This window comes from Pedobacter sp. HDW13, assembly GCF_011303555.1.
Classification (GTDB): Bacteria; Bacteroidota; Bacteroidia; order Sphingobacteriales; family Sphingobacteriaceae; genus Pedobacter.
Genome location: NZ_CP049868.1, coordinates 5,122,009 through 5,148,016, shown reverse-complemented (window position 1 = coordinate 5,148,016; position 26,008 = coordinate 5,122,009). Strand labels below are relative to the sequence as shown.

Sequence of the window (26,008 nt, the reverse complement as noted above, 5' to 3'; positions counted from 1 at the left end):
ACTATTCCCAACCTGGATTTTGTGTTAATACACCTTTGCTTTTATAAATTTCTGCCCTTGGAATCGGATACAGATTTTGTTTCTCAGTCCAGGTTTTCTGGAAAGTCTGGCTCAGTACAAACGGGGTATAAGTGAAACTTCCGTTGGCCTGTTTAATCACATCCATGCCTTTCATTGGAACGCCAATGGTGGTAGCGCCAATTTTCCAGCGCATAATATCGTACCAGCGGTGGTCTTCGAAAGCCAGTTCTATTGCACGCTCGTGTCTGATCACTGTACGCATTTCATCCTGGGTCATGTTGGCTTTTAGTCCATAAAGATTATCAGCTCCAGCCAGTATTCCGCCACGTTTGCGGATGGCAATTAACTGTGCGTAAACCGAACCGTTGATGTCGCCCGGGCCTACCGCCTCATTTTGTGCTTCGGCATAGTTTAGCAACACTTCTGCATAGCGGAAATAGATGTAGTTTAGCAGGGTTGTGCTACCACCAACGGTACGGTAAACCTCTGGCCAGTATTTTTTGCAATAATAGCGCGTAGCAGTATAGGTAATGGTGGTGCTGTAATCGAGTGCACCTGCTGGCGAAGACCACATTTGTATGGCCCTTCCCTGCCATGGGCGATCGTTGTAAATAATGTTGTCGTAAAAACGAGGCTCGCGGTTGGCGTAAGGTTTCTGCGGATCGTAACCTGAAGTTGGATCACTAATCGCTTTTCCATTGGCCATTTCGTACATATCTACATGGTTTTGGGTAGGGTTCATTTGTCCCTGGGCACCACCAGATCCTGGCGACATTGAAAAATCCTGCATCATCTCTCCTGCCAAAGGTGTATTGCCTTTAATTCGGATCATGATGTACTCTGATGAGGTGGGCACGTTTAAGATATCGCCGTAACTAGCCTGTAAAGCATATGCTCCAAACTCGCCGTTCATTAATCTTTGCGCAGCAGCGGCTGCAGCAGCCCACTTGCTTTTATCGCCTGTTGGGTTGTTAAGCGGACTTGCAGCATATAAAAGCACACGGGTTCTTAAAGCCTGTACTGCGCCTTTGGTTGGGCGGCCATAATCTGCAGTAGTATAATCGGCATCATTGCCCAGTTTATTTTCGGCAATAGCCAGATCTGCTAAAATGTATTTGGTTACCTCATCAAACGAGTTGCGTGGCAGGTTCAGTTCATCGTTTACAGTATAAACTTTATCTACTATGGGCACACCGCCAAATCTTTTGGTTAACTCGAAATAAGACATGGCACGTAAAAAGCGCATCTCGCCTTCTACCCTAACCGGTTGAAAAATCGGTACAGTTGCAGGTGGTGCAGGTGGTACATCGGCCAGGCGCGAAAGCATTTTGGTTTCGATGGCGATACCAGCATACATTCTTTTCCAGATATCGTAAATATCGTTTAACGAAGCTCCGTTACTGTGATCGTGGTACAATCCACGGTTTAAAGTGGTTACGGTACCTTCCGAGTTACCCGAAACGGCTTCATCTGATGCCTGGGCCACACAGCCGCGGTGATCGTTAAAGCGTACGTATTTGTTGATTACATAATTATAAGCGTTATCGGCAAATCTGGCCGCCTGTGCCGGATCTGCAAAAATCTCATCCTCGCTCAAAGCCACACCAGGTGTTCTTTCCAGGTAGTCTTTTTTGCAGGAAACAGCAAACAGCGTTAATAAAAGAATAGCTGTATATATTTTGTAGTTTTTCATGAGCTTAAAATTGAACGTTTAAACCAAAATTGTAAATCCTCGATGTTGGATAAAGCGCCTGTAAAGGGAAAGCCGTGTTAATGGTGTTTACATTCTCCGGATCGATGTAGAACTTATACTTGGTCCAGGTGTAAATATTCTGTCCCTGTAAGAAAACCCGCACATTGCTCAGCTTTAAAGTACTCATCCACGATTTTGGAAGTGTCCAGGCCAGTTCAATGTTCCTGATTTTTAAATAAGCCGAGTTTTGTAAGGTAAAATCGTTTAAGGCATAGTTTAATGATGCCGTACCGCGGGCGTGTAAAGCCGGCCAGGTTGCCGTTGCAGCAGTTGCCGGTGTCCAGGCATCTAGCATGAACGGATACATCTGCTGACCATTGTTCTGCTCGTTCAAGATCACATTCGAGCTTACATTCGCTACTCCCTGAAACAGGGCCGAAAGTGAAAATCCTTTGTAGCTAACCCGTGGGCTAAAACTGTAAATGTATTGTGGTGTATTGGTGTATCCAATCGCATCCTGATCTAAATTGGTTATTACGCCATCGCCATCCAGGTCTTTAAATTTCAAGTCGCCCGGAATTGGGTTGTAACCTGCTAATTTGGGCGAAGCAGCAATGTCTGCCGCCGACTGGAAAAAACCATCGGTTTTATATCCAAAAAACTGACCAACACTTGTTCCTTTTCTGGCCAGAGAAAAAGGCATGCCATCTGGTTCGTCGTTCTCCAGGATTTTGTTTTTATTGTAACTCAATTGCGCATTAAGGCCTACAGTTACAGCTCCAATCACACGTTGATAGTCGAGCTCAACTTCGTAACCTTTGTTGTATACAATACCTCTATTTAAGTTAGGGTATGCATGGCCAAATAATGCCGAACCACTTAATGTAGGTGTTAAAATATCTTTACGGGTTTCGTCAAAAAGATCGACCGTTAATTTCAGGTTATCGCTAAGGAAACGTGCTTCCACACCAATATTTCTTTTTGTGCCGGTTTCCCAGGTTACTTTATCATTTCCTAAAGCAGTATCGCCAATATAAAGGGTTGGATAGTTAACCAAGGCCAGCGGGTTCCCAAATGGAGCACCTGAATTGGCTGTATAAGTAGTTAAGAACAAGAAACGGTTATCTGAAATCCTGTCGTTACCTACCTGTCCGTAACTTCCCCTGATTTTTAAATAAGTGAGCACATTGTTTTTTTTCCAGAAAGGCTCGTTGGTAAGCGTCCAGCCAGCGGATACTGCCGGGAAGAAACCGTAACGCAAACCTTCTGCAAAGTTTTCCGATCCGTTGTACGAACCATTAAATTCGGCAAAATACCTTTCGCCATAATTATAGGTAACACGACCAACAATACCTTGCGATGCTCTTGGCGGCGCGGTAAAAGGCGATCCCCCGGTAGTACGGATAAGCTGACGGGTAGCCAGTAACAATCCGCCAACATTGTGCTTGCCAAAATCGCGGTTATAATCAAAACCGGTTTGCAGGTTCATATTGGTACTTCCACCGGTTACACCGCCATCTTGTACGGCTCCTAAAGGCTCATCACGGTTACGCGTATCGGTTGATAAAGTAGCCTGACCGGTTGCGGGATTGTAAACATAAGCCGCCCAGTTGGCGTTTCTTCTTTCGGTATTATTGTAATATGAATCGTATCCAAATACTGTTTTAAAGCCTAAACCTTTGGTAATAAAACCCAGTTTATAGTTGAGGTTAAAGGTACTCTCGATGGTATTGTTATCATCGTTACGGGTTCCGAAACGGGTTAATACCGCAAAAGGATTCCAGATGTTGGTACCAATATTTGGGTTAGCGGTTATCCTGCCATCAGGGAGGGTTACCGGATAAGCATAAGCCGGCACCTGCAAAATACGCGAAATCATCCCTTCAATGGTATCGTAAGAGAAGGCTGAAGAAGATAATAATCCAGCTGGCTGATAACGGTTGGCAAAACGACCTCCCAGTTTAATTCCTACCGTAAAATCTTTGTTCAGCGTTAAATCTACGTTCGAACGGAAGTTATAACGGTTGTAGTTGGGTACAGTATTGATGCCATAAGGCGAATCGAATTTCTTAAAAATACCATCCTGAAAGGCATAACCTGCAGAAACAAAATATTTTGCAATTTTAGTACCACCATTAATATTGATGTTATGCTGGGTTTGTGCATAATATTTTTTGGTTAAATAATCGAACCACTGCACATCCGGATAACCGATCGGGTCTGATCCGTCTTTAAACTTTTGCAACTCTGCATCTGAGAAAAAAGGTGCTTTACCATCGTTTACATACGACTGGTTTAACAAGGAAGCATTTTCAAATGCGGGTAAACCAACAGCTAAACCAGTATAAGTTTGCAAAGCGAAATTACCGGTATAAGTTACTTTGGGTTTACCGATTTTCCCCTGTTTGGTGGTAATAACGATAATACCATTCGCTCCCCTGATCCCGTAAATCGCTGTTGAAGCCGCATCTTTTAAAACCGTTACTGATTCTATTTCGCTGGCATCCACATCTGAGAAACTCGGGCGCTCTACCCCATCCACCACAACAATTGCTGCGTTGTTTGAGCCATAAGTAGCTACACCTCTTACTTTTAACTGGGCACCATCGGCCCCGGGCTGACCGCTAGTTTGTACCGCCAGTAAACCCGGCAAACGGCCAATCAAAGCATTGGTTGGGCTTGGTGTTGGCGATTTCATCACCTCTTCGGCACCAATCTGCGCTACGGCACCTGTTAAAGTAGATTTTTTCTGCACGCCATAACCTACAACAATCACCTCATCAAGTCCCTGCGTATCGTCTTCTAAAACTACGTTTAGTACCGTTTTGTTGTTTATGGCCACATCCTTAATGGTGTAACCCACATAAGTAAAAGTTAAGGTAGCATTGGCAGCTGCCTTAATCGAAAATTTACCATCGTTATCGGTAACAGCGCCCTGGGTAGTGCCTTTAACCCTAACGCTTACGCCGGGTAAGGTAACTCCCTTTATATCTTTTACGGTACCATTTACTGTGCTTTGTGCAAATGCCGTAAACGATGCACTCATCAGCAACAGGAAGGTTAATGTATATAGCACTTTAGCCCATTGGAAACGCTCCATTCCAATTGCGGCAAAAGTCCTTTTTAAATTGTAAAGTCTATCCATAATTATTATAAATATTAAATCTGTTTGGTTAAAATTTAATGCATAGCAAGTCCCTGCCGGTTAAATTTTCATGCTTACAACCTGCATGGAAACAACCAGTTAATATTTTACACAACCAAATAAGATCGGGTTGGCAGTCAGGAAATCACTTGAGTTCTATTAAATACTATGCGTCTTGCGGATGGTACAATCTTATCTTCAAATCGTAACATTTTTGAGATAAATCAGCATGAACTTGTTCCGCTAAATTCGGGGCTTTGGTGCCTGCCCTTACCGTACAAAAATAAATGTGGGATGATTTCATCATATTTACTTGGTTAGTTTGTGTTAGTGGTAACGAATGTAGAAAAGGTAAAATGATAAAAGTCTTTTAAAATAGCCTAAAAGGCCATAAAATCAATTGAAACTCATTTCAAACGTTTGAAATAATTGCATTTTTTTTCTTAACTATGCATTGAGATTGGAAAAGATGACGAACAATACCCCTGTTACCCTGAAGTTCCTGGCTGAAAAGTTAAAGATGTCAGTATCAACAGTATCAAAAGCCCTTAATAACTATCCTACAATAAATGAATACACTAAAAAACGTGTTCAGGAGATGGCTCGCGAATTACATTTTACGCCCAATAAATCGGCCATCAATTTAAAGGAAAAGAAATCTCGTATTATTGGTATTATCTTACCCAATCTTTTAGACCACTTTTTTACCCGCAGTATTTATGGTGTAGAGCAATTTGCTACCCAGAACGGATACAATGTAATCATCAGCCAATCGCATGATGACCTGGAAAAGGAAATTCAATCGGCCAACATGTTACTGCGCAGCCGTGTTGACGGGCTTATCGTAGCCATTTCTAAACATACACAGGATTTCGCTCACCTCGATCAGTTCGAAAACATGGGTATACCGGTGGTTTATTACACCCGCAACCCGAGCTTTAATTTAAGCTGTCATAAAGTTTTAGGCAACACTTTTCAGGGCTGTTATAAGGCTACCCAATTTTTAATTGACCGTGGCCATAAAAAAATAGCTTACCTGGGTGGGCCAAAAATGATCAATTTCACCCACGATCGTTTTAATGGCTATATCAATGCACTGAAAGATAACGGTGTTCCTTTTTCGGCTGATTTGGTTGCCTATACCGATTTCGATAAGGAAAATACAATTTCGGCCATTCAGAACCTTTTTGCCAACCCACAAGATACACCTACTGCCCTGGTTGCATTTAAGGAACCCATTTTGTTCGATGCCATTAAATACCTGAGATCAATAAACCATCCCAATTTAGATAAGATTGAGTGCATCGGTTTTGGCAATACTTCTTTTATAAGCTATTTAGATTCGCCTCCTGTTGCATCAGTAGAAGAAAATCCTGAGTCGGTTGGTGAAAATGCAATCAAACTCCTGCTTCAGCTTATCAATAGGGAAATTGATATGGAAAACTATCAGAAGGTTATGGTTGATTGTAAATTGATTGTGCACGAATAGGGCGACTCGTTTCCTAAGGTCAATCTTATAATTTTAACCATATAAGACATAAAAGGTCATGAAAGTTTAAATGCGCTAACATGCCAATACAAAACTTAATGTCTTTAACACCTTAATGGTAAAAAAATCATCATTAAGACCATTAAGAAAGAACAGCCTAAATGTTTTAACGTGCCTTTAATGGTGAAAAATTAATTTGATTTCTGTGCTTTTCATTATAAGAAAAAGCGGCGACAATAAGCAAGCCAGCTATACCCTCAAAGGCTACCACCACCTGAGTTCCGAAGAGGTGCGCCAAATAGCCCATTAACAGACTCCCGATAGGTAATACGCCCTGATAAGCCATTATGTAATAGCTGAGCGTTCTGCCACGCATTAAATCATCAGCATGGGTTTGCAAGTAAGTGTTTATAGATGAGGTTTGCGCCATTAAACCCAAAGCAGCTAAACCGGTACAAATTAAAGCAAGAATGAGTGATGGCGAAATAGCCAGTGCGACTACCGATATGGCGAGTAAAATTCCCGACATCATTACTATTTTTTGCAGATTTTGCCCTGCCCTTAAGGTAGCCATATAGATAGCGCCGAAAAAAGCACCAAAGCCCGCTGCACTTTCAAACCAACCAAAAGTGGTGGCGTTTCCATTAAAAATATCCTTTGCAAATACGGGTAACAAGGTGGTAAACGGAATAACCAACAAGCTCGAGGCGGCCATCATTAAAACCATCGAAGCCAGATCAGGCGATGCTTTTAAATAATCGTAACCTTTTTTTAAATCGATCCATATATTTTCTGCCGATTTTTTATGCTCAGTTAATTTCAGTTTCATCATTACCATACATCCCAAAACCGCTATAAAACTTACAAAATTGATCAGAAAACAGATGTCTTCACCGAGTGTACTTAAAATTACCCCCGCCAAAGCTGGCCCAATTAACCTTGCTGCGTTAAACATCGAAGAATTTAGAGCGATTGCATTTGGTAAATCTTCTTTATCATCAATTAAATTTACCATTAACGATTGGCGTGCCGTTACATCGAAAGCATTTACCAAACCCTGCACCAGCGAGAGTGCCGCAATCCAGAACATATCGTACACCTTAAACCAGATCATTAAAGCCAATGCCCTGCCTGGAGCATTAAAATCACTTGTGTGATTATCAGAATTTTATATTTATTATGCCTGTCTACATAGCTACCGGCATAAGGGGCCAGCACCAATGAGGGAATCAGACTTAAAAAAGTAATCAACCCTAAAAGAAACGCCGAACCTGTTAAGCGATAAACCAACCAGCTAATGGCTACACGCTGCATCCATGTACCAATTAACGAAATAGCCTGTCCGGTAAAAAATAACCTGTAATTATAATGCCTTAGTGAACGAAAAATACTCATGTCTAAAATAGTAAAGTAACTTTACAAAAATAGAAGTTTTAGACTAAAGTATAAAATCAAATCTGCTTCTTTTTATCACGATAACATCATAAAATAAAGCTCTTTTCAAAAACAATGCATTCATCTATAAATTTTAAAGCTTATATTTGTAAAGTTTATTTACCATTAATATGCCCACGCAAACACAAGATATTGCTGCCCGCTTAAGAAGTACCGTTACCCGTTTAACCCGGCAGTTACGCAAACAGAACGTAAGCTCTGAGTTTAGCAACGCCGAACTGCTTACCATGTCGCTACTGGAGCAGCACGGCAAAATGCTATCTACTGAGCTGGCTGATATGGAAAGGGTATCTAAGCAGGCCATTTCGCAAATCATTAACCGGCTGCATGATGCCAAATGTGTAGAACGTTTTCCGAGTGAGGAAGATAAACGCAAGGTATTTATCGGTTTAACCAGGCTGGGCGAAAAGCACATCATCGCCACCCGCAAAATAAAAGAAGAATGGCTGGTGCAAACCATGGAGAAAATTTTCTCTTCAGAAGAGATTAACCTCATACAAGCCTTCCTCCCCTTGCTTTCTCGTTTAGTAGAACATAACAGTAGCCGTGTATAGTTTTCTTTTTTCCTTAGCCAAATAAGCCGTACCTTGCAGCCTTCAAATGGCACTATATTTCACCTCCATAAATTCGGGCAGCAACGGTAATTGTTACTATATAGGTAACGATAACGAAGCCGTTTTGGTTGATGTAGGTCTAACCTGCAAGGAAGTTGAAAGACGAATGGCGCGTTTAGGTTTGGCTATAGATAAAGTAAAAGCCATTTTCATTTCACACGAGCACAGCGACCACATCAAAGGCCTAACCGTTTTTGCAAAAAAACATAAACTTCCGGTATACATTAGTGCGCCAACATTAAAAAGTAGCCGACTGTTACTTGATGCCAACAATACTTTTTCGTTAAGCCACCTGCAAACCATCCAGATAGGCGACTTAAAAATCGCAGCCTTTTCTAAATTCCACGATGCAGCTGATCCTTATAGCTTCACGGTTGAATGCAGCACGGTTAAAGTTGGGGTTTTTACCGATATTGGCGCTGTTTGCGATCGTCTTATCCATCATTTTAAAGATTGCCATGCCGCATTCCTGGAAGCTAACTACGACACCCAAATGCTGCAAAATGGTCGGTACCCTTATTTTTTGAAACAAAGAATCATGGGCGGCCATGGTCACTTAAGCAATGCTCAGGCACTGGAGTTGTTTACAAACCATAAACCGGCTTATATGAGCCATTTATTATTGAGCCATTTATCAAAAGACAACAACGACCCTGAACTGGTAGAAAATCTTTTTAAAAATGTAGCGGGCAATACTTTTGTTAAAGTGGCTTCGAGATACGAGGAAACAGAAGTTTATTATGTAAGCGCCGACCAAAATGCAGCACAAGCATATGTTTTTCGCCCCGAACTTTATCAACCCGACCAGTTAAACTTATTTTAACATCTTAAAGTCACAAATAATAAGACGTTTTCTGAGTGCTAAATCATAGATACCTGTAATATAAACACATACCAGATAAAAGCAGAAAACACCAGCGTAAAATATTATTTAATTCATTTTTACCATAAAACATTTAAGCCAAATTGGGGTTATATCTATACTTCATAAATAGTTTGTTTGGTTTATTAGGAGGCTTAAGGATTTAAGCCTCTTATTTTTTGCCTTAAATCCAATTAAGAAAAAAAAGCACAACAAAATTTTATTCCATATATGTTTATTTTTTTCTATATTCGAATACATTGTCGTCCCCAATATAATGTGTAAACCTTAAATAATAATTATATGGAGACAAGCAAAATCTCAAAATTCAGTGCCGAGTTTCTGGGCACATTAGTATTGGTTTTAATGGGTTGCGGTAGTGCTGTAATAGCGGGTGCCAATGGTACAACAGGCGTTGGTTTGTTGGGCATTTCGTTTGCTTTCGGCCTTTCGGTAGTGGCTATGGCTTATGCTATTGGTCATATTTCCGGCTGCCACATTAATCCGGCCATATCCATAGGTATGGTTGTAACTGGTCGCATGAAGGCTTCAGAAGCAGCTTATTACATTGTAGCACAAATTCTGGGTGGCATTGCGGGTGCTTTTATCCTCTTGCTTATTGCCTCTGGCAAACCCGAATATTCGCTATCGGCAAATGGCCTTGGCCAAAATGGTTTCGATGCCCTTTCGCCCCAGCACTATAGCTTACAAGCGGGCTTAATTGCAGAAGTGGTATTGACTTTTATCTTCTTGCTGGTAATTTTTGGTTCTACCTCTACCAAAAACATCAATGGTGGCTTTGCCGGCTTAGCTATTGGCTTAAGCCTGGTGCTTATACACATTGTAGGCATACCAGTAACCGGCGTATCGGTAAATCCGGCGCGTAGTATCGGGCCAGCAATATTGGTTGGCGGGCAAGCCCTAAGCCAGGTTTGGTTATTCATTGTAGCACCAATTGCAGGCGCAGTTTTGAGCGGCATTGTTTGGAAAACCGTTCTGGAACGAAACTAATATAAATGAAAAAGGTAAAATGAAAGATGGCATAATCCCAAATTTCATTTTACTTTTTTTTACGATCTTAATGTAAGGTTAAATCATTCCATCTCACATCATCCATCTTACATCATTTAAAGGTTCTTAGTAATCACCTCATCAGTAGGTTTTGTTTTAGAACGGAAACGGTGTACCAGTTCTCCTTTTTCATTAATCAGAAATTTCTCAAAATTCCATTTAATGTCGCCTTGTTCCTCCGTATTGGTTTGCGAAGTCAGGTATTTAAACAATGGACTAATATCATCGCCTTTTACGCTGCTTTTCTCGGCCAACAAAAACGAAACATTGTACTTACCGGTACAAAATTCTTTAATTTCGGCGTTGGTAGAAAATTCTTGTCCACCAAAGTTACCTGCCGGAAATCCGATTAATACAATCTTTTTACCATATTGTTTCTGAAGTTTTTCGAGGTCTTCATATTGCGGGGTATATCCACATTTAGAAGCCGTATTTACGATCATTATTTTCTTGCCCTTAAACTTTGATAGTTTAATTTCTTTACCATCAATGGTTTTAAAGCTGAAATCGTAAACATTTTTTGGTGGATTCGGCACCAAAAAGTTGAGTAGAATTAAAATTGTGCTTATCATCGTTTTTTATTTTATATACGAATATAGTTACAAATAGTTTCGACACGGGTAAAGTTCTTGTAAAATGTAAGATGGATGGCTAAAAAAGCCTACCAATCATCTATAAACTGCAAATTTTCAAAATGAAAGCCAGCAACATTTCGGCAGCAACAGCCCGCTTTCCCTCCTGCTCCGATAGAAAAATCGGGAGCATCCGTCCAATCGGGTTTATAAACGAGAGAGAATGCAAAAACATCGGCCTGCTTGCCTGAACACAGGCCCGGGGTTTTATCTCCATAAGCAGACTAACTATAATCTAAATATCCCAAGCCATTGCTATCTAAAAAAGGATTAAATCCACTCATTTATAGCCGTTTTTTTTAAAAAAATGATCACGATCACTAAAAAAAACAGCAAAAAATTTGTATTAAATTTTAATCAGGTTTTGATTTATGCTTTAATTATAGCTTTATTTGCACAAAAACGTATTTCATGGCAAAAAATTTACTAATCGTCGAGTCACCCGCAAAAGCTAAAACTATTGAAGGCTATTTAGGCAAAGATTTCCTGGTGAAGTCTAGCTATGGCCATATCCGTGATTTAGTGAAGGGCGATATGGCAATTGATATTAAAAATAATTTTGCCCAAACCTACGAGGTACCCGCCGATAAGAAGAATGTGGTTGCCGAACTGAAAAAGCTTGCTAAGGATGCCGAAATGGTATGGCTAGCATCCGATGAGGACCGCGAGGGAGAAGCCATTTCGTGGCACTTATTCGAAACTTTAGGCCTTAAAGTAGAAAAAACCAAACGTATCGTTTTTCATGAAATTACCAAACCTGCCATTTTAAAAGCCATCGAAAGCCCACGTGGTATCGATTATAACCTGGTAAATGCGCAGCAAGCCCGCCGCGTTTTAGATCGCCTGGTTGGTTTTGAGCTTTCACCAGTTTTATGGAAAAAGGTAAAACCATCTTTATCAGCAGGCCGTGTTCAATCTGTTGCCGTACGTTTAATTGTAGATAGAGAAAGAGAAGTTTTAAACTTTAATGCTACTGCAGCCTATAAAATAACCGCCCAGTTTACTACTGGCAAAGGAAAAGAACTGGTTAAAGCCGAATTGCCACAACGTTTCGAAAGCGAGGCTGATGCTGAAAAATACCTTCAGGATTGTGCCAAAGCAACATTCGCCATTAGCAGTTTGGAAACCAAACCGGCAAAACGTAATCCGGCGGCACCTTTTACTACTTCAACACTACAACAGGAAGCTTCCCGAAAATTAGGTTTTTCGGTAGCCAGAACCATGCAGGTTGCCCAAAGATTATACGAGGCAGGTAAGATTACTTACATGAGAACTGACTCGGTAAACTTATCTGAAACTGCTATAAATGCTGCTGCAGCCGAAATAAAATCGGCCTACGGCGAAAAATACCACCAGCCAAGGGTTTATAAAACCAAATCGGCTGGTGCACAGGAGGCTCACGAAGCCATCCGTCCAACTTATTTCGACAGACATACTGTTGATGGCGACATTTCAGAGAAACGTTTGTACGATTTGATCTGGAAACGTTCAATTGCCTCACAAATGAGCGAGGCCTTGTTTGAGAAAACCACTGCACAAATTACCGCTTCAACTCGTAAAGAGCATTTAGTAGCTGAGGGTGAAGTATTGAAATTTGACGGTTTCTTAAAAGTTTATCTCGAATCAACAGATGATGAAGAGGGCGAAGAAAAAGAAGGCGGTGCTATTTTACCTCCTTTAGCTAAAGGCCAGGAATTATTTTTAAGAGAAATGCAGGCTACTGAACGTTATTCACGTCCGCCGGCAAGATATACAGAGGCCAGTCTGGTTAAAAAATTAGAAGAACTGGGTATTGGTCGTCCGTCTACTTATGCGCCTACTATTTCTACGGTACAAAACCGTGGTTACGTAGTTAAAGAAGACCGCGATGGTAAACAACGTAAATTTACAGCCATTACTTTAGCCAATGGCGAAGTTAAAAAAGAAACCAAATCAGAAATAACCGGTGCCGAAAAGTCTAAACTTTTCCCTACCGATATTGGTGAGGTGGTAAACGATTTCCTGGTAGCACATTTTAAAGGAATTGTTGATTTTAACTTTACCGCCAAGGTTGAAAAAGAATTTGATGAGATTGCACAGGGCTTACAAGAGTGGACCAAAATGCTCCATTCTTTCTATAACCCTTTCCATACTGAGGTAGAAACAACACTGGAAACGGCTGAACGCGCTACTGGCGAACGTTTATTGGGGCTTGATCCGGCTACTGGTAAAAACGTTTATACCAAAGTAGGTAAATTTGGTCCGCTGGTTCAAATTGGCGAGCTTGATGAGGAAGAAAAACCACGTTATGCCAGCTTAATGCGTAACCAATCGGTAGCCACCATTACTTTAGCTGATGCTTTAGAGTTGTTTAAATTACCGTTCCAGCTGCCTGATTTTGAGGGTAAGGAAGTGGTAATTGGCGTTGGCCGCTTCGGACCTTATGTAAAGTGGGGCGAAAGTTTCATTTCATTGCCTAAAAACGAGGAGCCGCTGTCGGTTACTTACGAAAGGGCTGTTGAAATTATCCGTCAGAAAATGGATGACGATGCCCCTATCGCCTATTACGAAGGTTTAGGTGTAACCAAAGGAAAGGGTCGTTTTGGTCCATTCATTAAATGGAACGATTTATTTATCAATATCCCGGCTAAAGGTTACGATTTCGACAACCTTACACAAGCCGATATTGAAACCTTAATTGGTAAAAAAGTAGAAAAAGAGGCTAACAGGTACATTAAAACCTGGGATGCTGAGAAAATCTCGATCGAAAATGGCCGTTGGGGACCGTTTATCCGTTTTGGCAAACTGATGCTGAAACTGAGAAACAACGAGGCTACCAAACAAAAATATACACCAGAAGAACTGGCCGATATTGATCTGGAAGTAGTTAAAAAGATGATTGTAGAGCAAGTGCCAAACGCCTTCGAAACGAAGAAAAAAGCACCTGCAAAGAAAAAGGCTCCTGCTAAAAAGGCTGCAGCTAAAAAGAAATAAATAAATCATAGAGACCTTGAACTTGTTTCAGGGTCTCTATTTTATGAGCGGTGCTAAACCAAGTTCAGCATTACGACAAAGTACTTTTATGAAATCAGACTTACCAGAAAATACAGTTGAAGATATTGCCATGGCCGTTGTGCTGATGAGCGAAACACCGGAGGTAAAAAACTGGACCGTTTACCTTGTTAACTTAAAAAACGAGCCCATTACCAATGTATTAATCAGCTCGAAAGGTTATGGTGAAAAAGATGGAAAACAGGTTAAAACCTCTGTTTTAAGACATTTTATTGGCGATATGGAAGCCCAATCTTTTTCGGGCGTTGAAGCAATAGACCCCGAGGTTTTTGGCTTAACCAACGAATACTGGCTTAGCTATTATATCGATGGTACCATTTACGACAAGAAATTTATTTTTCTGCCCGAAAGCATTATCGATTCTAATTTGATTAAAATCCCGCTGGTAAACCGGCCTGGGGTGATGATCAGATAAGTTGGGAGTTTGGGGTGGTGAGTTTGGAGTTTCCAGGCATGTAGCTTTAGCAAGCTCGCTATTTCTGCATCCAAAGCTGAAAACTCCAAACTCCAAGCTCCAAGCTCCAAACTAAACTAAGGTACCTTAACCGCTTGTCTGCCCAGTAACTTCCACCCTGCCTTTTCTTTACTCCATATTAAAAGGATATACAAATTTACACTCCCTCTTACACCCTTATCATTGGTTTGTGCCATTAATTTATGCCTTACCAAAGCCGTATTTCCTTGAATAATTGTTTTCGGGTCACCCAGAATAATATCATCGAGAAAATCCGATTCGCCGGATAATAATGAATGCATAAACTCCTGCTTAGTTTGTATTTTTCCACTAGAGTGACCATAACTCAAATTATTGAGTAACAATTTGTCCAAAGCCATGCTATCAGGATTAATCATTAGGCCAATAAGCTTGTTTACGGCTGCATTAACATCGTTTTCTGTAGTCGCCTTTTGCGCAAAACAAAAACTAGCAGAAAATAACAGGCCCGAAAAAATTAAAAGTTTCTTTATCATATCTGGTTCTATTTCATTGATGCCGTAAACTTATCCAATTGAATGGAAAGGAACAAGTTACCCAAGGGTAATTTTCCACATTATGCTATTTAACGTGAATTTTAGTTATTTTTCATTCAAATTACCTAAATCACCTATGGAAAATCCATCTAGTTACCGATCATCAACAAAAAAGAAATTTATCTTCGGCGGCTTGCTCCTTGTTTCAATTGCCGCTATCCTTTTTGTGTATTTTAACAAGAAGAAAAAAACCAACGAAGAAAACCAGGCTTATGCCAAATACATTGAGGCCTACACCTCGGGTACGATCTCTAAAAAAAGTTTTATCCGCGTGCATCTGGCCAATGCAGCAACAGGTATGCAGGATCTGGGCAAAGCCGATTCGCGCGATCTGTTCGATTTCTCGCCTTCCATTTCTGGAAAAGCTTATTGGATTGATCCCCAAACCATAGAATTCAGGCCTGATGAAAACCTTAAGCCAGGCAAAAACTACGAAGCTACCTTTAAACTATCCGAAGTTTCGGCAACGGAAAAGGGCCTCGAAGATTTCGACTTTGAGTTTAAAGTAATCACGCCAGGGATTATGCTCACGCAAAACGGCTTGGTTTCGCAAAACAATACCGCACTCGATTACATGAAATTAACTGGTGAAGTGGCTACAGCCGATGTAGAAGAAACCAGTAAGATAGAAAAAACGATAGAACTGGATTTCGACCAGAAATTAAAGGTGAAATGGCAGCACGACCCCGCTAAAAACACCTCAAAATTTACGATCGACAGCATTAAAAAAACCGGCAGCGACCAGACTTTAAAAATAGACTGGGATGGTGATGCTATTGATGCAGAGCAAAAAGGCAGCGAAGAAATCAGGGTTCCGACGCTGAATAAGTTTGAAGTTCTTGACATTAAAGCCATTCAAGGGGAAGAAGATTATGCCCTGGTACAGTTTTCTGAGCCCATTGGCGTGGGACAAGATTTAACCGGTATGATCTCGCTGGGTAATTTAAGCGATTTACGCTATACCATTGATGCCAGCCAGGTTAAAGTTTACGCTGCTGAAGAACTGAAAGGCAATTATGCGTTGAATGCCAACGCCGGTATCGAAAACATCAATGGCAAAAAACTGGCAACCGGTAAAATGGCCAACCTGGTTTTCGAAGATAAGCTACCTGCGGTAACCATTGCAGGTGGCGGATCTATTTTACCTAATTCGGGTAAACTGGTTTTACCTTTCGAAGCCATTAATCTGAAAGCTGTAGACGTAACCGTAATTAAGATTTACGAAAATAATATCCCACAATTCTTCCAGACGAACAGCTATAAAGATGGCAACGAACTGCGCAGGGTGGCCAAGCCTATTTTACAAAAAACAGTACGTTTAGATGAGGATAAAGCGCTCAATCTGCACAAAAAGAACCGTTTTACACTCGATCTGGATAAAATGATCCGCACTGAGCCTGGGGCCATGTACCGCGTTACCATCGCTTTCAGGCAGGAATACAATGCCTACAACTGCAAAGCTGGCGAAGAGAAAACCAATGAAGGTGAAGACGGAGCCGAATATGGGGATTATGAAGGCTATGGCGAAAAAATTGATGAAGACGACGATTTCTGGCAACGCTACAACAACTATTATCCATCAAACTACAGATGGAACGATAAGGACAATCCATGTACCCCATCGTTTTATACCAACCAACGCTGGGCAAGCAGAAACTTAATTGCTTCAAATATTGGTTTGGTGGCCAAACGTGGCAACGACAATTCGATGTTAGTGGTGGCTACCGATTTATTAACGGCAAAACCATTAAGCGGCGTAAATCTGGAATTGATGGATTACCAGAAACAGATTATTTTCACCACAAAAACTGATGGCGATGGCTTTGCGAAGTTTGATTTAAAACGTCAGCCGTTTTTACTGATTGCCAAAAATGGTTCAGAACGTGGTTATTTAAAACTTGATGATGGTAGTTCCCTACCGCTAAGCCGTTTTGATGTTGGTGGCGATGTAGTGCAAAGTGGGTTAAAAGGCTTTATTTATGGCGAACGTGGCGTTTGGCGACCCGGCGATAGTCTGTTTGTTTCCTTTGTTTTAGAAGATAAGCTAAAGAAACTTCCGGCCAACTACCCCGTAACCATGGAATTTTACAACCCGAAAGGTCAATTGTATAAACGGCTGATTAATGGCAAACCGCTCAACGGCTTCTACACTTTTAATACGGCGACCGATAATACAGCACCTACCGGTAACTGGATGGCGAAAATAAAAGCTGGTGGCGCTACCTTTACCAAAACGCTCAAAATTGAGACGGTAATGCCTAACCGGCTTAAAATTGATTTCAACGTAGGTAACCGCCCCTATTTAACAGCCGGTACCTCCGCTGCTACCCTCTCGGCCAAGTGGCTTTTCGGTGCTGTTGCCCAAAACCTGAAGGCCAAAGTCGACGTTAACTTAAACACTACCGAAACTAAATTTAAAGGCTTTGAGGGCTTTAGCTTCGATAACCCTACAGTTAATTTCGAATCGCAGGTTAAAACGATATTCGAAGGCACCTTAAATCAAAATGGTTCAGCGCAGGTTAACACCAACCTAAACGAAAACAACACTGCGCCAGGCGTACTCAGGGCTAACTTTACCACTAAGGTTTTCGAACCCGGAGGCAATTTCAGTATCGATAATTTCAGTATTCCCTACCATGTGTATAGCAGCTATCTGGGTGTTCGTCCGCCAAAAGGCGACCGCTTAAGCGGCATGCTGGTTACCGGGCAGGATCATAAAATAGAAATTGTAAATGTAAATACCGATGGCAGGCTGCTAAACGGCAGTAAAACTGTTCAGGTAGAACTGTATAAAACACAGTGGCGCTGGTGGTGGGAACAAGATGATCAGTACACATATGCCAACTTTACGCAAAACCAATACAATAAGCTGGTAGAAAGTCATCAGGTTAACCTTACCAACGGTAAAGGAAGCTGGAATTTACGCGTTAATGAACCTGAATGGGGCCGCTACCTTATTTTGGTACGCGATATCAATGGTGGCCATGTTACCGGTAAATCTGTTTATATAGATTGGCCGGGCTGGGCACAACGCGAACAGGGAAGCAATCCAACCGAAGCTTCTATGCTTTCTTTCACCGCCAACAAAGAGAAATTTACAGTGGGCGAAGATATTACGCTCACCATCCCTACAGGAAAAGATGGAAGGGCATTAATTTCTATTGAAAATGGTAGCCGCGTGCTTAAAACCTTCTGGGTAGATACCAAAGCCGGACAAACCCAGTTCAAATTTAAAGCAGAGAAAGAAATGGCACCAAATGTTTTCGCTAACATTACACTCCTGCAGCCGCATGCCCAAACGGTGAACGACTTACCAATTCGCATGTATGGGGCCATTCCGCTTTCGGTTGAAGATCCGCAAACCATTTTAAAGCCAACCATCAAAATGGCCGATAAAATTAAGCCGGAGACTGAAAATACCATTACCGTAGGCGAGCAAAACGGCAAAGCCATGACTTATACTATTGCTCTGGTAGATGAAGGTTTACTCGATCTTACCCGTTTCAAAACACCCGATCCACACAGCGCCTTTTATGCCCGCGAAGGTTTAGGCGTTAAAACCTGGGATTTATTTGATTATGTACTGGGGGCATGGGGAGGAAATTTAGAACGGATTTTAAGTATTGGCGGCGATGGAAGCATCAATAAAAACCTCAATCCGGCCAAAGCAAACCGCTTTAAAGCCGTGGTTAAGTTTATGGGACCATTTACCATTGGCAAAGGCGAAAGCAAAGCCCATAAATTTAAATTGCCACAATATATCGGTTCGGTAAGGGCGATGGTAGTAGCTGGACAGGATGCCGCTTATGGTTTTGCTGAGAAAGCTGTTCAGGTAAAAAAACCTTTAATGGTGTTGGCCACTTTACCTCGGGTAATTGGTCCTGGTGAAACTTTTACACTTCCGGTAACTGTTTTTGCTACCGAAGCTAACCTCAAAAATATTTCGGTACAGTTGCAGGCCAGCAACTTAATTGTGCAGGGAACCAATAAACAGCAGCTGTATTACAAGCAAACGGGCGAACAAATGGCTTATTTTGAAGTTAAAGCACCGAATACTGTGGGTATTGCTAAAGTAAAGGTTATTGCAACAAGTGGTGGCGAACGTACTGATTACGATGTGGAAATGGATATCAGAAATCCAAATCCTTATGTAACCAATGTGGTATCAGCAACGGTTCAGCCGCACACCAAATGGGCAGTAAACTACCTGCCAATCGGCATGACAGGAACCAATTCCGGCGCGCTCGAAGTGTCATCGATCCCTGCCATTAGTCTCAGCAAACGGTTAAGTTACCTCATTCAATATCCTCACGGCTGTATTGAGCAAACTACTTCAGGCATTTTCCCGCAATTATACCTCGACAGATTGAGCGCACTTAATGAGCAGCAAAAAGCCACTACAGAAAAAAACATTAAAGCAGGTATTAACAGGCTTAAAGGTTTTCAGACTACCGAAGGTGGACTCTCATACTGGCCTGGCGAAGGTAGTGCCGACGAATGGGGAAGCAACTATGCTGGTCACTTCCTTATTGAAGCACAAAACGCAGGTTACACGCTTCCGGTTGGCCTGCTCGAGGATCTTTTACGCTACCAAAAATCAAAAGCAGCAAACTGGGCACCTAACAGCAATAATTTTTACGGTGGCGATTTATTGCAGGCTTATCGTTTATACATGCTTGCCCTGGCTAAAAAACCTGAAATGGCAGCCATGAACCGCTTAAAAGCTTTCGAATATTTATCGGTAGCAGCCAAATGGCGTTTGGCTGCAGCTTATAAACTGGCCGGGCAAAACGAGGTGGCACAAAACATGATCCGTGGATTAGATACTTCCGTGCAGGCCTATAAACAACTGGGCGGCACCTATGGTTCAGATATCCGCGATGAAGCCATGATTTTAGAAACCCTTACCCTACTTGGACAGAAAGCTAAAGCAGCAAGCCTATTGCAACCTTTAGCGGCTAAACTGGGCGAAAACACCTGGTACAGCACCCAAACCACTGCATACAGCTTATTGGCCATTGCCAAATTCTGTGGAACGAACCAGTCGTCGGCCAAGTTGCAATATCAATATGTTTTGGATGGAAAATCGGCTCCGGTTAACAGTAACCAGTACATGAGTAGTACGCCTGTAAACTTTAAAGGCAGCACCGCCTCAGTTGCCAATAATGGCAATAATGTGCTGTTTGTTCGTTTAGTTTTAGCGGGACAGCCTATTGCCGGACAGAATAACTTCCTGCCTAACCGCCCTGATGTTTTGGATATGAATGTAATCTACAAACGCTTAAACGGAACGGTGATAGACCCAAGCACGATAAAACAGGGAACTGATTTTTATGCAGAAGTTACCGTTAAAAACCCGGGTAGAATGGGATTATACGAGCAAATGGCCTTAACACAGATTTTCCCTTCGGGTTGGGAAATTATCAATACCCGCGTAAATGATAACCAAAGTATGCTGGCCTCCTCTCCTTTTACTTATCAGGATATGCGCGATGATCGCGTTTTTACTTATTTTAATGTAAGAGAAGGTGAAAGTTTGGTTTATAAAGTATTGCTAAACGCCTCGTATCTGGGTAAATATTACCTATCGGCAGTACAGTGCGAAGCCATGTACAACAATGATATTTCGGCAACACAGCCGGGTAAATGGGTTCAGGTGGTGAAGTAGCGTACACTATCGGCCGGTGTATCAGCGGCCGAAAAAGATGGTAAATGCTGGTTGGTGAGGACACCAACCAGTAAATTAAGGCCATGTTATCGGTTCGTGTCCGCACCGACCGAAAATAATACGAAAACTGGCGGGTAAAACATCAACCAGTAGATAAAAAGATAACACCAAATGAAAATTATATTCACAATTCTAGTTTTTCTTATTCCCTTGTGCTCTATTGCACAAAAAACCGGAATTGTATCAGACGTTAACTACCAAATGGGTTACGTTTATCTTAAAGGAGCCTTCAAAGCAAAAGTACTTGCCGAAAACGACCTAAATTTTAATCTGTTAACTTATTTAACTACTTACTTAAATAAAAAAAACATTGAGAATAAGGAATTTGAAAGCTTTGATTTTAAAGAGCTTGAATATTTTTCTGAACGGTATAAATACAAAAAAATGGTTGCTTATGCTGAAGATTTCTGCGTTAAAAATAACCTGGATCAAATTATAATCATCAGAAAAAAGAATACTTACACCCTAACAGATCCTATGCAGATGTTTTATGGTTTCGATCACGATTTTGGCATCGCAACATTGAGTATGTATGATAAACGACCAATTTTGTTCTATAATTTTTCACTGATCAAGTATTTAAAAGGAAGCAATGATTTTAAAATACTCCTGTCGCCAAGCTACAAAAATCACAAATTCGATGATGTGGTTCTTGATAAAGAAAATTACAGACTAATAAACGATAGCGTTTTAATGTATTTCCAACCAGTTTTTGAAACGATATTAAATAAAAGCCTTGATAAATAAATTTAAAAGCGAATGAGGCCCCTTTGTGACTCTGAACCACACATAAGCCTTAGCTTATTTGATAATAATATTAAACTATCGGTTAGTGTCTGCACCGGCCGACACCAAGACTAAACTGGTTGGTGAAGACACCAACCAGTAGATAAACTAACCCCAATGAACAAAATACCAAAAGCATTACTGATTTCCGATTTCGTATGTGTAGTGCTGCTTTTGGTATTTCTCCTTGCTTTACCGTCCAAGCTTTTTAAATCTCCAACCTCTTTTGTGATCGAAGCCAGCAACGGCAATTTACTAAGTGCAGCTATAGCCAGTGACGGACAATGGCGTTTTCCGGTTGCCGATTCAGTTCCTGTAAAATTTAAAGATTGCATTATTGCTTTTGAAGATAAACGCTTTTATCATCACATTGGTGTAGACTTTTTTGCGATGGGCAGGGCCATGAAACAGAATCTGAAAGCTAAAAGTGTGGTTAGTGGTGGTAGTACGCTCAGCATGCAGGTGATTCGCCTTTCGCGTAAACAAGATCGAACCCTCTGGCAAAAGCTGCTGGAGGTAATTTTGGCCATACGACTGGAAATTAAATATAACAAAGAAGAAATTATCGGCTTATATGCGGCCAATGCTCCCTTTGGTAGTAACGTAGTAGGCTTGGAAGCTGCCAGCTGGCGTTATTATGGTCGCGACGCCAAAACCCTTTCCTGGGGCGAAATGGCCACACTTGCAGTATTACCCAATAGCCCCTCGCTGGTGCATCCCGGTAAAAACTCGGGCAAACTGATCAAAAAAAGAAACGATTTGTTAGATAAACTGACTAAGTTGAAATATATCGACCAGACTACCGCTAATTTATCCAAACTCGAACCTGTTCCAGGTAAACCTTTACCCCTACCACAAAATGCACCACATTTATTAAATCGCTTTAAGGCAGAAAGGAAAAAGCTGGAGGTTAAATCGACCCGGATTGCTTCAACCCTTGATGAAAACATCCAGCTAAAAGTAAATGCCATAATAAAGCGCTATAACAACCGATACAGGGCAAACGACATTAACAATATTGCAGCCTTAATTTTGAATGTCAAAACCCGCGAGGTGGTAAGTTATGCCGGCAATATTTATCAACCCGAAAATACTGACCTGCAAAGTCATGTAGACATGATTAAAGCTTTACGCAGCCCAGGTAGTACACTAAAACCATTGCTTTATGCCAGTATGATGAATGATGGTTTTATATTGCCCCATACACTAATTGCCGATATCCCCACACAAATTGCAGGTTATTCGCCACAAAACTACGATTTAGGTTACGATGGTGCCATTGCCGCAGACAGAGCGCTGAGTAGATCGCTTAACATTCCGGCGGTTAAGATGTTGCAACAATACAAGTATGAAAGGTTTTACGATAAACTCAAAAAAATAGGCATTAGCACCCTCAACCAACCGGCCGATCATTATGGTTTATCGCTCATTTTGGGTGGTAGCGAAGTAACGATGTGGGATCTGGCTAACACCTACATGGGCATGGTGCGCACCTTAAACCATTTTAATACCTACAAAGGCTTATACAATCCTAACGATTACCTGCAGGCTAGCTATATCCGGAATAACAGAAAAGATGAAACCGATCATCAGCGAAACTCATTTTTAGATCACGGTTCGATATGGGCCACATTTAATGCCATGGAAGAAGTAATGCGTCCTGGTGATGAAGGTTTGTGGGAGCAGTTTTCATCTTCGCAGCGGATTGCCTGGAAAACAGGTACCAGTTTTGGCTTCCGCGATGCCTGGGCTGTAGGCTTAACCCCCGACTATGTAGTTTGCGTTTGGGTTGGTAATGCCGATGGCGAAGGCAGGCCTGGTTTGGTGGGCATTGAGGCGGCTGCACCAGTGATGTTTGATATTTTCAGACTGTTACCCAATGGAAAATGGTTCGAAACCCCAGCAACCAAATTAAAAAAGCTAAAAATCTGCAAACAAAGCGGCTACAAAGCTGGCGAGTATTGCGAAAACGTAACAGAAGAAATGGTACCCGTTGCCGGAGAAAAGACAGCAATATGTCCATATCATAAATTGATGCATTTAGATAAAACCGGGGCTTACAGAGTTACCGATTTGTGCGAAAGTGTAGCCAACATGCAGCACAAAAGCTGGTTCATATTACCACCGGCAATGGAGTATTATTACAAAATTAAAAACAGTGATTACAAAATCTTACCTCCCTTTAAAAACGGCTGCGATATTTCGGGTGGCAACATTGTAATGGAACTCATTTATCCAAAGAACAATGCTACTGTTTACATTCCATTAGAACTGGATGGAACAAGGGGGAAAATCGTTGTTAACGCGGCACACAGAAACCAGCACTCCAGGATATACTGGCACATTGATAATGAGTACATAGCGACTACTACTAATTTCCACCAGCTCGCCATTAGTCCACCACCCGGAAAACATACGCTAACCCTTGTAGATGAAAATGGAGAAAGATTAGTTCAGGTTTTTACTGTTTTAGATAAGGAAAAGAAATAAGTGTTAATTTATACTTCTGTTCTGGTTACCACCAATTGCCGCGAAATTGTTCCGTAAACAATTAAATACTGCGCAATCATGTAAGTGGCCATAATCAGTACACCGGCTTGTGGAATGGGTTGTGCAAATTTGTTAACAGCCAGCACACTATCCGACAGGAGAAAGAACAAGGCCCCGTACAAAATCAGCTTAAAACTAAAAATATTAACTTTTCCGTAACGGTTTACGGCCATTATTGCCATTACCGTAATGATAATAGCATACATTAAAACCGGAAACTGCATAGCTCCCAGTTTAGGTTGTAAATAGAAGAACAAACCGGAACAGAATATTGCGAACACACCAACAAACCATAAAAAATTGGGTGTTCTGTGCTTTGGGTTCGATTTATGATCTAAAGTAAAAGCCCTGATGTAAAATATGTGGCAAATAAAAAAGGCAATTAATCCGTAAATAAAGAAGCCCGGTCTGCCGTTTTGAAGCATCAACAACACATCGCCTGCTAAAGCGAAAACCAACCCGACAAAAATTCGTTTATGAAACCTTCCCTTTAAGTTAGTACTGCTGTAAAGCCAAAGCATTAAGCTAATGGCAATTAAAGGTTTAGAAAAATTAAGCAATGATACATTGCCAGATGTTTCGGCATATAACTGAACAATATACACGAGTGCAAAAACGAAAGAGAATAGTTTAGTTTTCATTAGTGATGGGATTTGCCTTTTGCAAATTAAAGAACCAAATTACGGATATTAACTGAATGCCCACAAAAATCACCTGATATCCGACAGGGAATTTTAAAAACAACACCAACAGAATCCCCAACAGCAGCCTGAAATATTCGAATTTTACCAGCCATTGTTTCTGCTCAAGTAGTGCACCGCAGGTAATTAGCGTAAACAACGTAAATACCGTTCCGGATATTAAGGCTGCTGTTTCCATCTTATGATAGGAAAACAAAATGGCAGATCCGGCAGTTAAAGCCACAATAAACTGAACCAGTACATAACCATTAAGTTTCGATTGATAAGTTGGATTATATTTCTGATACCGGTCAACATCTATTTCCGGCGCTTGCTGAAAACCACCAAGATGCTCTGGAAACCAACCTGGTGGCTTTAAAAAGACCTTAATCTTATCTGTTATTTTTGGGGATTGCCTGGCAGTCTTAACCAGATCATCCCAATAATGTAGGTTTGCCCAAACAGGATTCCAGCTGGCCAGCGGCTTTGTAATGCCATAATAAACCTCTTCTTCTTCCTTTTGAAAGGTACCAAATAACCGATCCCAGATAATTAGCGTACCGGCATGGTTTTTATCGATGTATTTAGGGTTAGAGCCATGGTGCACCCGATGATGCGATGGTGTGTTGAAAATATATTCTAAAAGGCCCATATTCTTAATGGCCCTGGTATGGATCCAGAACTGATATAGGGTATTAAAAGAACTTAATGTTAAAAACATTATGGGATCGAAACCGACAAATGCCAAAGGCAGGTAAAACACCCAGCTAAACCATCCCTGAAACCAGCTCTGACGTAAAGCTACAGTTAAATTATACTCTTCAGACTGATGGTGCACAATGTGAGCAGCCCAAAGTGCATTAACCTCATGGCTCATCCTGTGAAACCAATAATAGAAAAAATCGACACCAATAAACAAAAAGATCCACACCCAAATGGTTTTTGGTAATTCGAACAAACGCCAGTGTTCAAAAATGTACTTATAACCAAAAAACAGCGCAGTTTTCATAAATATTCCGGTAAGCTGCTGTCCTATTCCCTGACTCAAATTGGCAATACTATCGTTTAGCCTGTAATAATTTAATTTTTTGTAGAAATTATAGGCAAGTTCTATCCCAATAAGGATAAAAAAAACAGGTACAGACAAAGCAATGTAGTCTACTTTCATAGGAGGCAAAAAATATTATTTGGTTAGTATTTTT

17 protein-coding genes are annotated in these 26,008 nt (G+C 41.1%); 9 read left to right on the top strand and 8 right to left on the bottom strand.

Annotated features, from left to right (window positions below; all coding sequences use genetic code 11):
• Nucleotide 1: 1 nt before the first annotated feature.
• Both G7074_RS21395 and G7074_RS21390 read right to left on the bottom strand, forming a co-directional pair.
• A complete protein-coding gene (locus G7074_RS21395) occupies nt 2-1,714 on the bottom strand; it encodes a RagB/SusD family nutrient uptake outer membrane protein (protein WP_124559131.1) in 1,713 nt (570 codons plus the stop codon).
• 4 nt (nt 1,715-1,718) lie between these two features.
• A complete protein-coding gene (locus G7074_RS21390) occupies nt 1,719-4,859 on the bottom strand; it encodes a TonB-dependent receptor (RefSeq protein WP_124559132.1) in 3,141 nt (1,046 codons plus the stop codon).
• A 520-nt stretch (nt 4,860-5,379) separates the two neighbouring features.
• On the opposite strand from G7074_RS21390, the gene G7074_RS21385 reads away from it, so the two are divergent.
• Nucleotides 5,380-6,348 (top strand): LacI family DNA-binding transcriptional regulator, encoded by a 969-nt coding sequence (locus G7074_RS21385; RefSeq protein ID WP_158674022.1) that lies wholly within the window; start codon nt 5,380-5,382, stop codon nt 6,346-6,348.
• A 166-nt stretch (nt 6,349-6,514) separates the two neighbouring features.
• Here the strand turns inward: G7074_RS21385 and G7074_RS21380 are convergent, their stop codons facing one another.
• Nucleotides 6,515-7,462: an MFS transporter gene (locus G7074_RS21380; RefSeq protein ID WP_255456752.1), complete on the bottom strand. Its 948-nt coding sequence runs from the start codon at nt 7,460-7,462 to the stop codon at nt 6,515-6,517.
• A complete protein-coding gene (locus tag G7074_RS27705) occupies nt 7,462-7,743 on the bottom strand; it encodes an MFS transporter (RefSeq protein WP_255456751.1) in 282 nt (93 codons plus the stop codon). The genes G7074_RS21380 and G7074_RS27705 overlap by 1 nt, the downstream gene beginning before the upstream one ends.
• A gap of 170 nt (nt 7,744-7,913) precedes the next feature.
• On the opposite strand from G7074_RS27705, the gene G7074_RS21375 reads away from it, so the two are divergent.
• The 3 genes from G7074_RS21375 to aqpZ all read left to right on the top strand — a co-directional run bounded on the left by G7074_RS21375 (nt 7,914) and on the right by aqpZ (nt 10,290).
• Nucleotides 7,914-8,357: a MarR family winged helix-turn-helix transcriptional regulator gene (locus G7074_RS21375; protein WP_124559135.1), complete on the top strand. Its 444-nt coding sequence runs from the start codon at nt 7,914-7,916 to the stop codon at nt 8,355-8,357.
• A gap of 46 nt (nt 8,358-8,403) precedes the next feature.
• Nucleotides 8,404-9,240, top strand: coding sequence for an MBL fold metallo-hydrolase (locus G7074_RS21370; protein ID WP_124559136.1), 837 nt, complete (start codon nt 8,404-8,406; stop codon nt 9,238-9,240).
• A gap of 342 nt (nt 9,241-9,582) precedes the next feature.
• Nucleotides 9,583-10,290 (top strand): aquaporin Z, encoded by a 708-nt coding sequence (gene aqpZ / locus G7074_RS21365; RefSeq protein WP_199748298.1) that lies wholly within the window; start codon nt 9,583-9,585, stop codon nt 10,288-10,290.
• A gap of 116 nt (nt 10,291-10,406) precedes the next feature.
• Here the strand turns inward: aqpZ and G7074_RS21360 are convergent, their stop codons facing one another.
• Nucleotides 10,407-10,922 carry a glutathione peroxidase gene (locus G7074_RS21360; RefSeq protein ID WP_124559137.1) on the bottom strand — a complete coding sequence of 172 codons (516 nt, stop codon included), beginning with the start codon at nt 10,920-10,922 and terminating at the stop codon, nt 10,407-10,409.
• A 471-nt stretch (nt 10,923-11,393) separates the two neighbouring features.
• Here G7074_RS21360 and topA point away from each other — a divergent pair, with 471 nt between their 5' ends.
• Complete coding sequence (gene topA / locus G7074_RS21355; protein WP_124559138.1) at nt 11,394-13,955, top strand: type I DNA topoisomerase; 2,562 nt, start codon at nt 11,394-11,396, stop codon at nt 13,953-13,955.
• Nucleotides 13,956-14,043: 88 nt separating this feature from the next.
• A complete protein-coding gene (locus tag G7074_RS21350; RefSeq protein WP_124559139.1) occupies nt 14,044-14,448 on the top strand; it encodes a hypothetical protein in 405 nt (134 codons plus the stop codon).
• Between the two features lie 116 nt (nt 14,449-14,564).
• On the opposite strand, the gene G7074_RS21345 is transcribed toward G7074_RS21350, so the two are convergent.
• The gene (locus G7074_RS21345; protein WP_124559140.1) at nt 14,565-15,002 is read right to left on the bottom strand and encodes a nuclear transport factor 2 family protein; all 438 of its coding nucleotides are present in this window, start codon (nt 15,000-15,002) and stop codon (nt 14,565-14,567) included.
• A 136-nt stretch (nt 15,003-15,138) separates the two neighbouring features.
• Between G7074_RS21345 and G7074_RS21340 the strand changes: the two genes are divergently transcribed.
• The 3 genes from G7074_RS21340 to pbpC all read left to right on the top strand — a co-directional run bounded on the left by G7074_RS21340 (nt 15,139) and on the right by pbpC (nt 24,066).
• Complete coding sequence (locus tag G7074_RS21340) at nt 15,139-20,730, top strand: alpha-2-macroglobulin (protein ID WP_166211215.1); 5,592 nt, start codon at nt 15,139-15,141, stop codon at nt 20,728-20,730.
• 171 nt (nt 20,731-20,901) lie between these two features.
• On the top strand, nt 20,902-21,537 hold the full coding sequence (locus G7074_RS21335; protein ID WP_124559142.1) for a hypothetical protein: 636 nt from the start codon (nt 20,902-20,904) through the stop codon (nt 21,535-21,537).
• 156 nt (nt 21,538-21,693) lie between these two features.
• Entirely contained in the window at nt 21,694-24,066 is a 2,373-nt protein-coding gene (gene pbpC / locus G7074_RS21330) for a penicillin-binding protein 1C (protein ID WP_166211212.1), read from the top strand.
• An 8-nt stretch (nt 24,067-24,074) separates the two neighbouring features.
• On the opposite strand, the gene G7074_RS21325 is transcribed toward pbpC, so the two are convergent.
• Nucleotides 24,075-24,767 carry a lysoplasmalogenase gene (locus G7074_RS21325; protein ID WP_124559144.1) on the bottom strand — a complete coding sequence of 231 codons (693 nt, stop codon included), beginning with the start codon at nt 24,765-24,767 and terminating at the stop codon, nt 24,075-24,077.
• Nucleotides 24,757-25,974 carry a sterol desaturase family protein gene (locus tag G7074_RS21320; protein ID WP_124559145.1) on the bottom strand — a complete coding sequence of 406 codons (1,218 nt, stop codon included), beginning with the start codon at nt 25,972-25,974 and terminating at the stop codon, nt 24,757-24,759. Before G7074_RS21320 ends, G7074_RS21325 begins: the two co-directional genes overlap by 11 nt.
• Between the last annotated feature and the right edge of the window lie 34 nt (nt 25,975-26,008).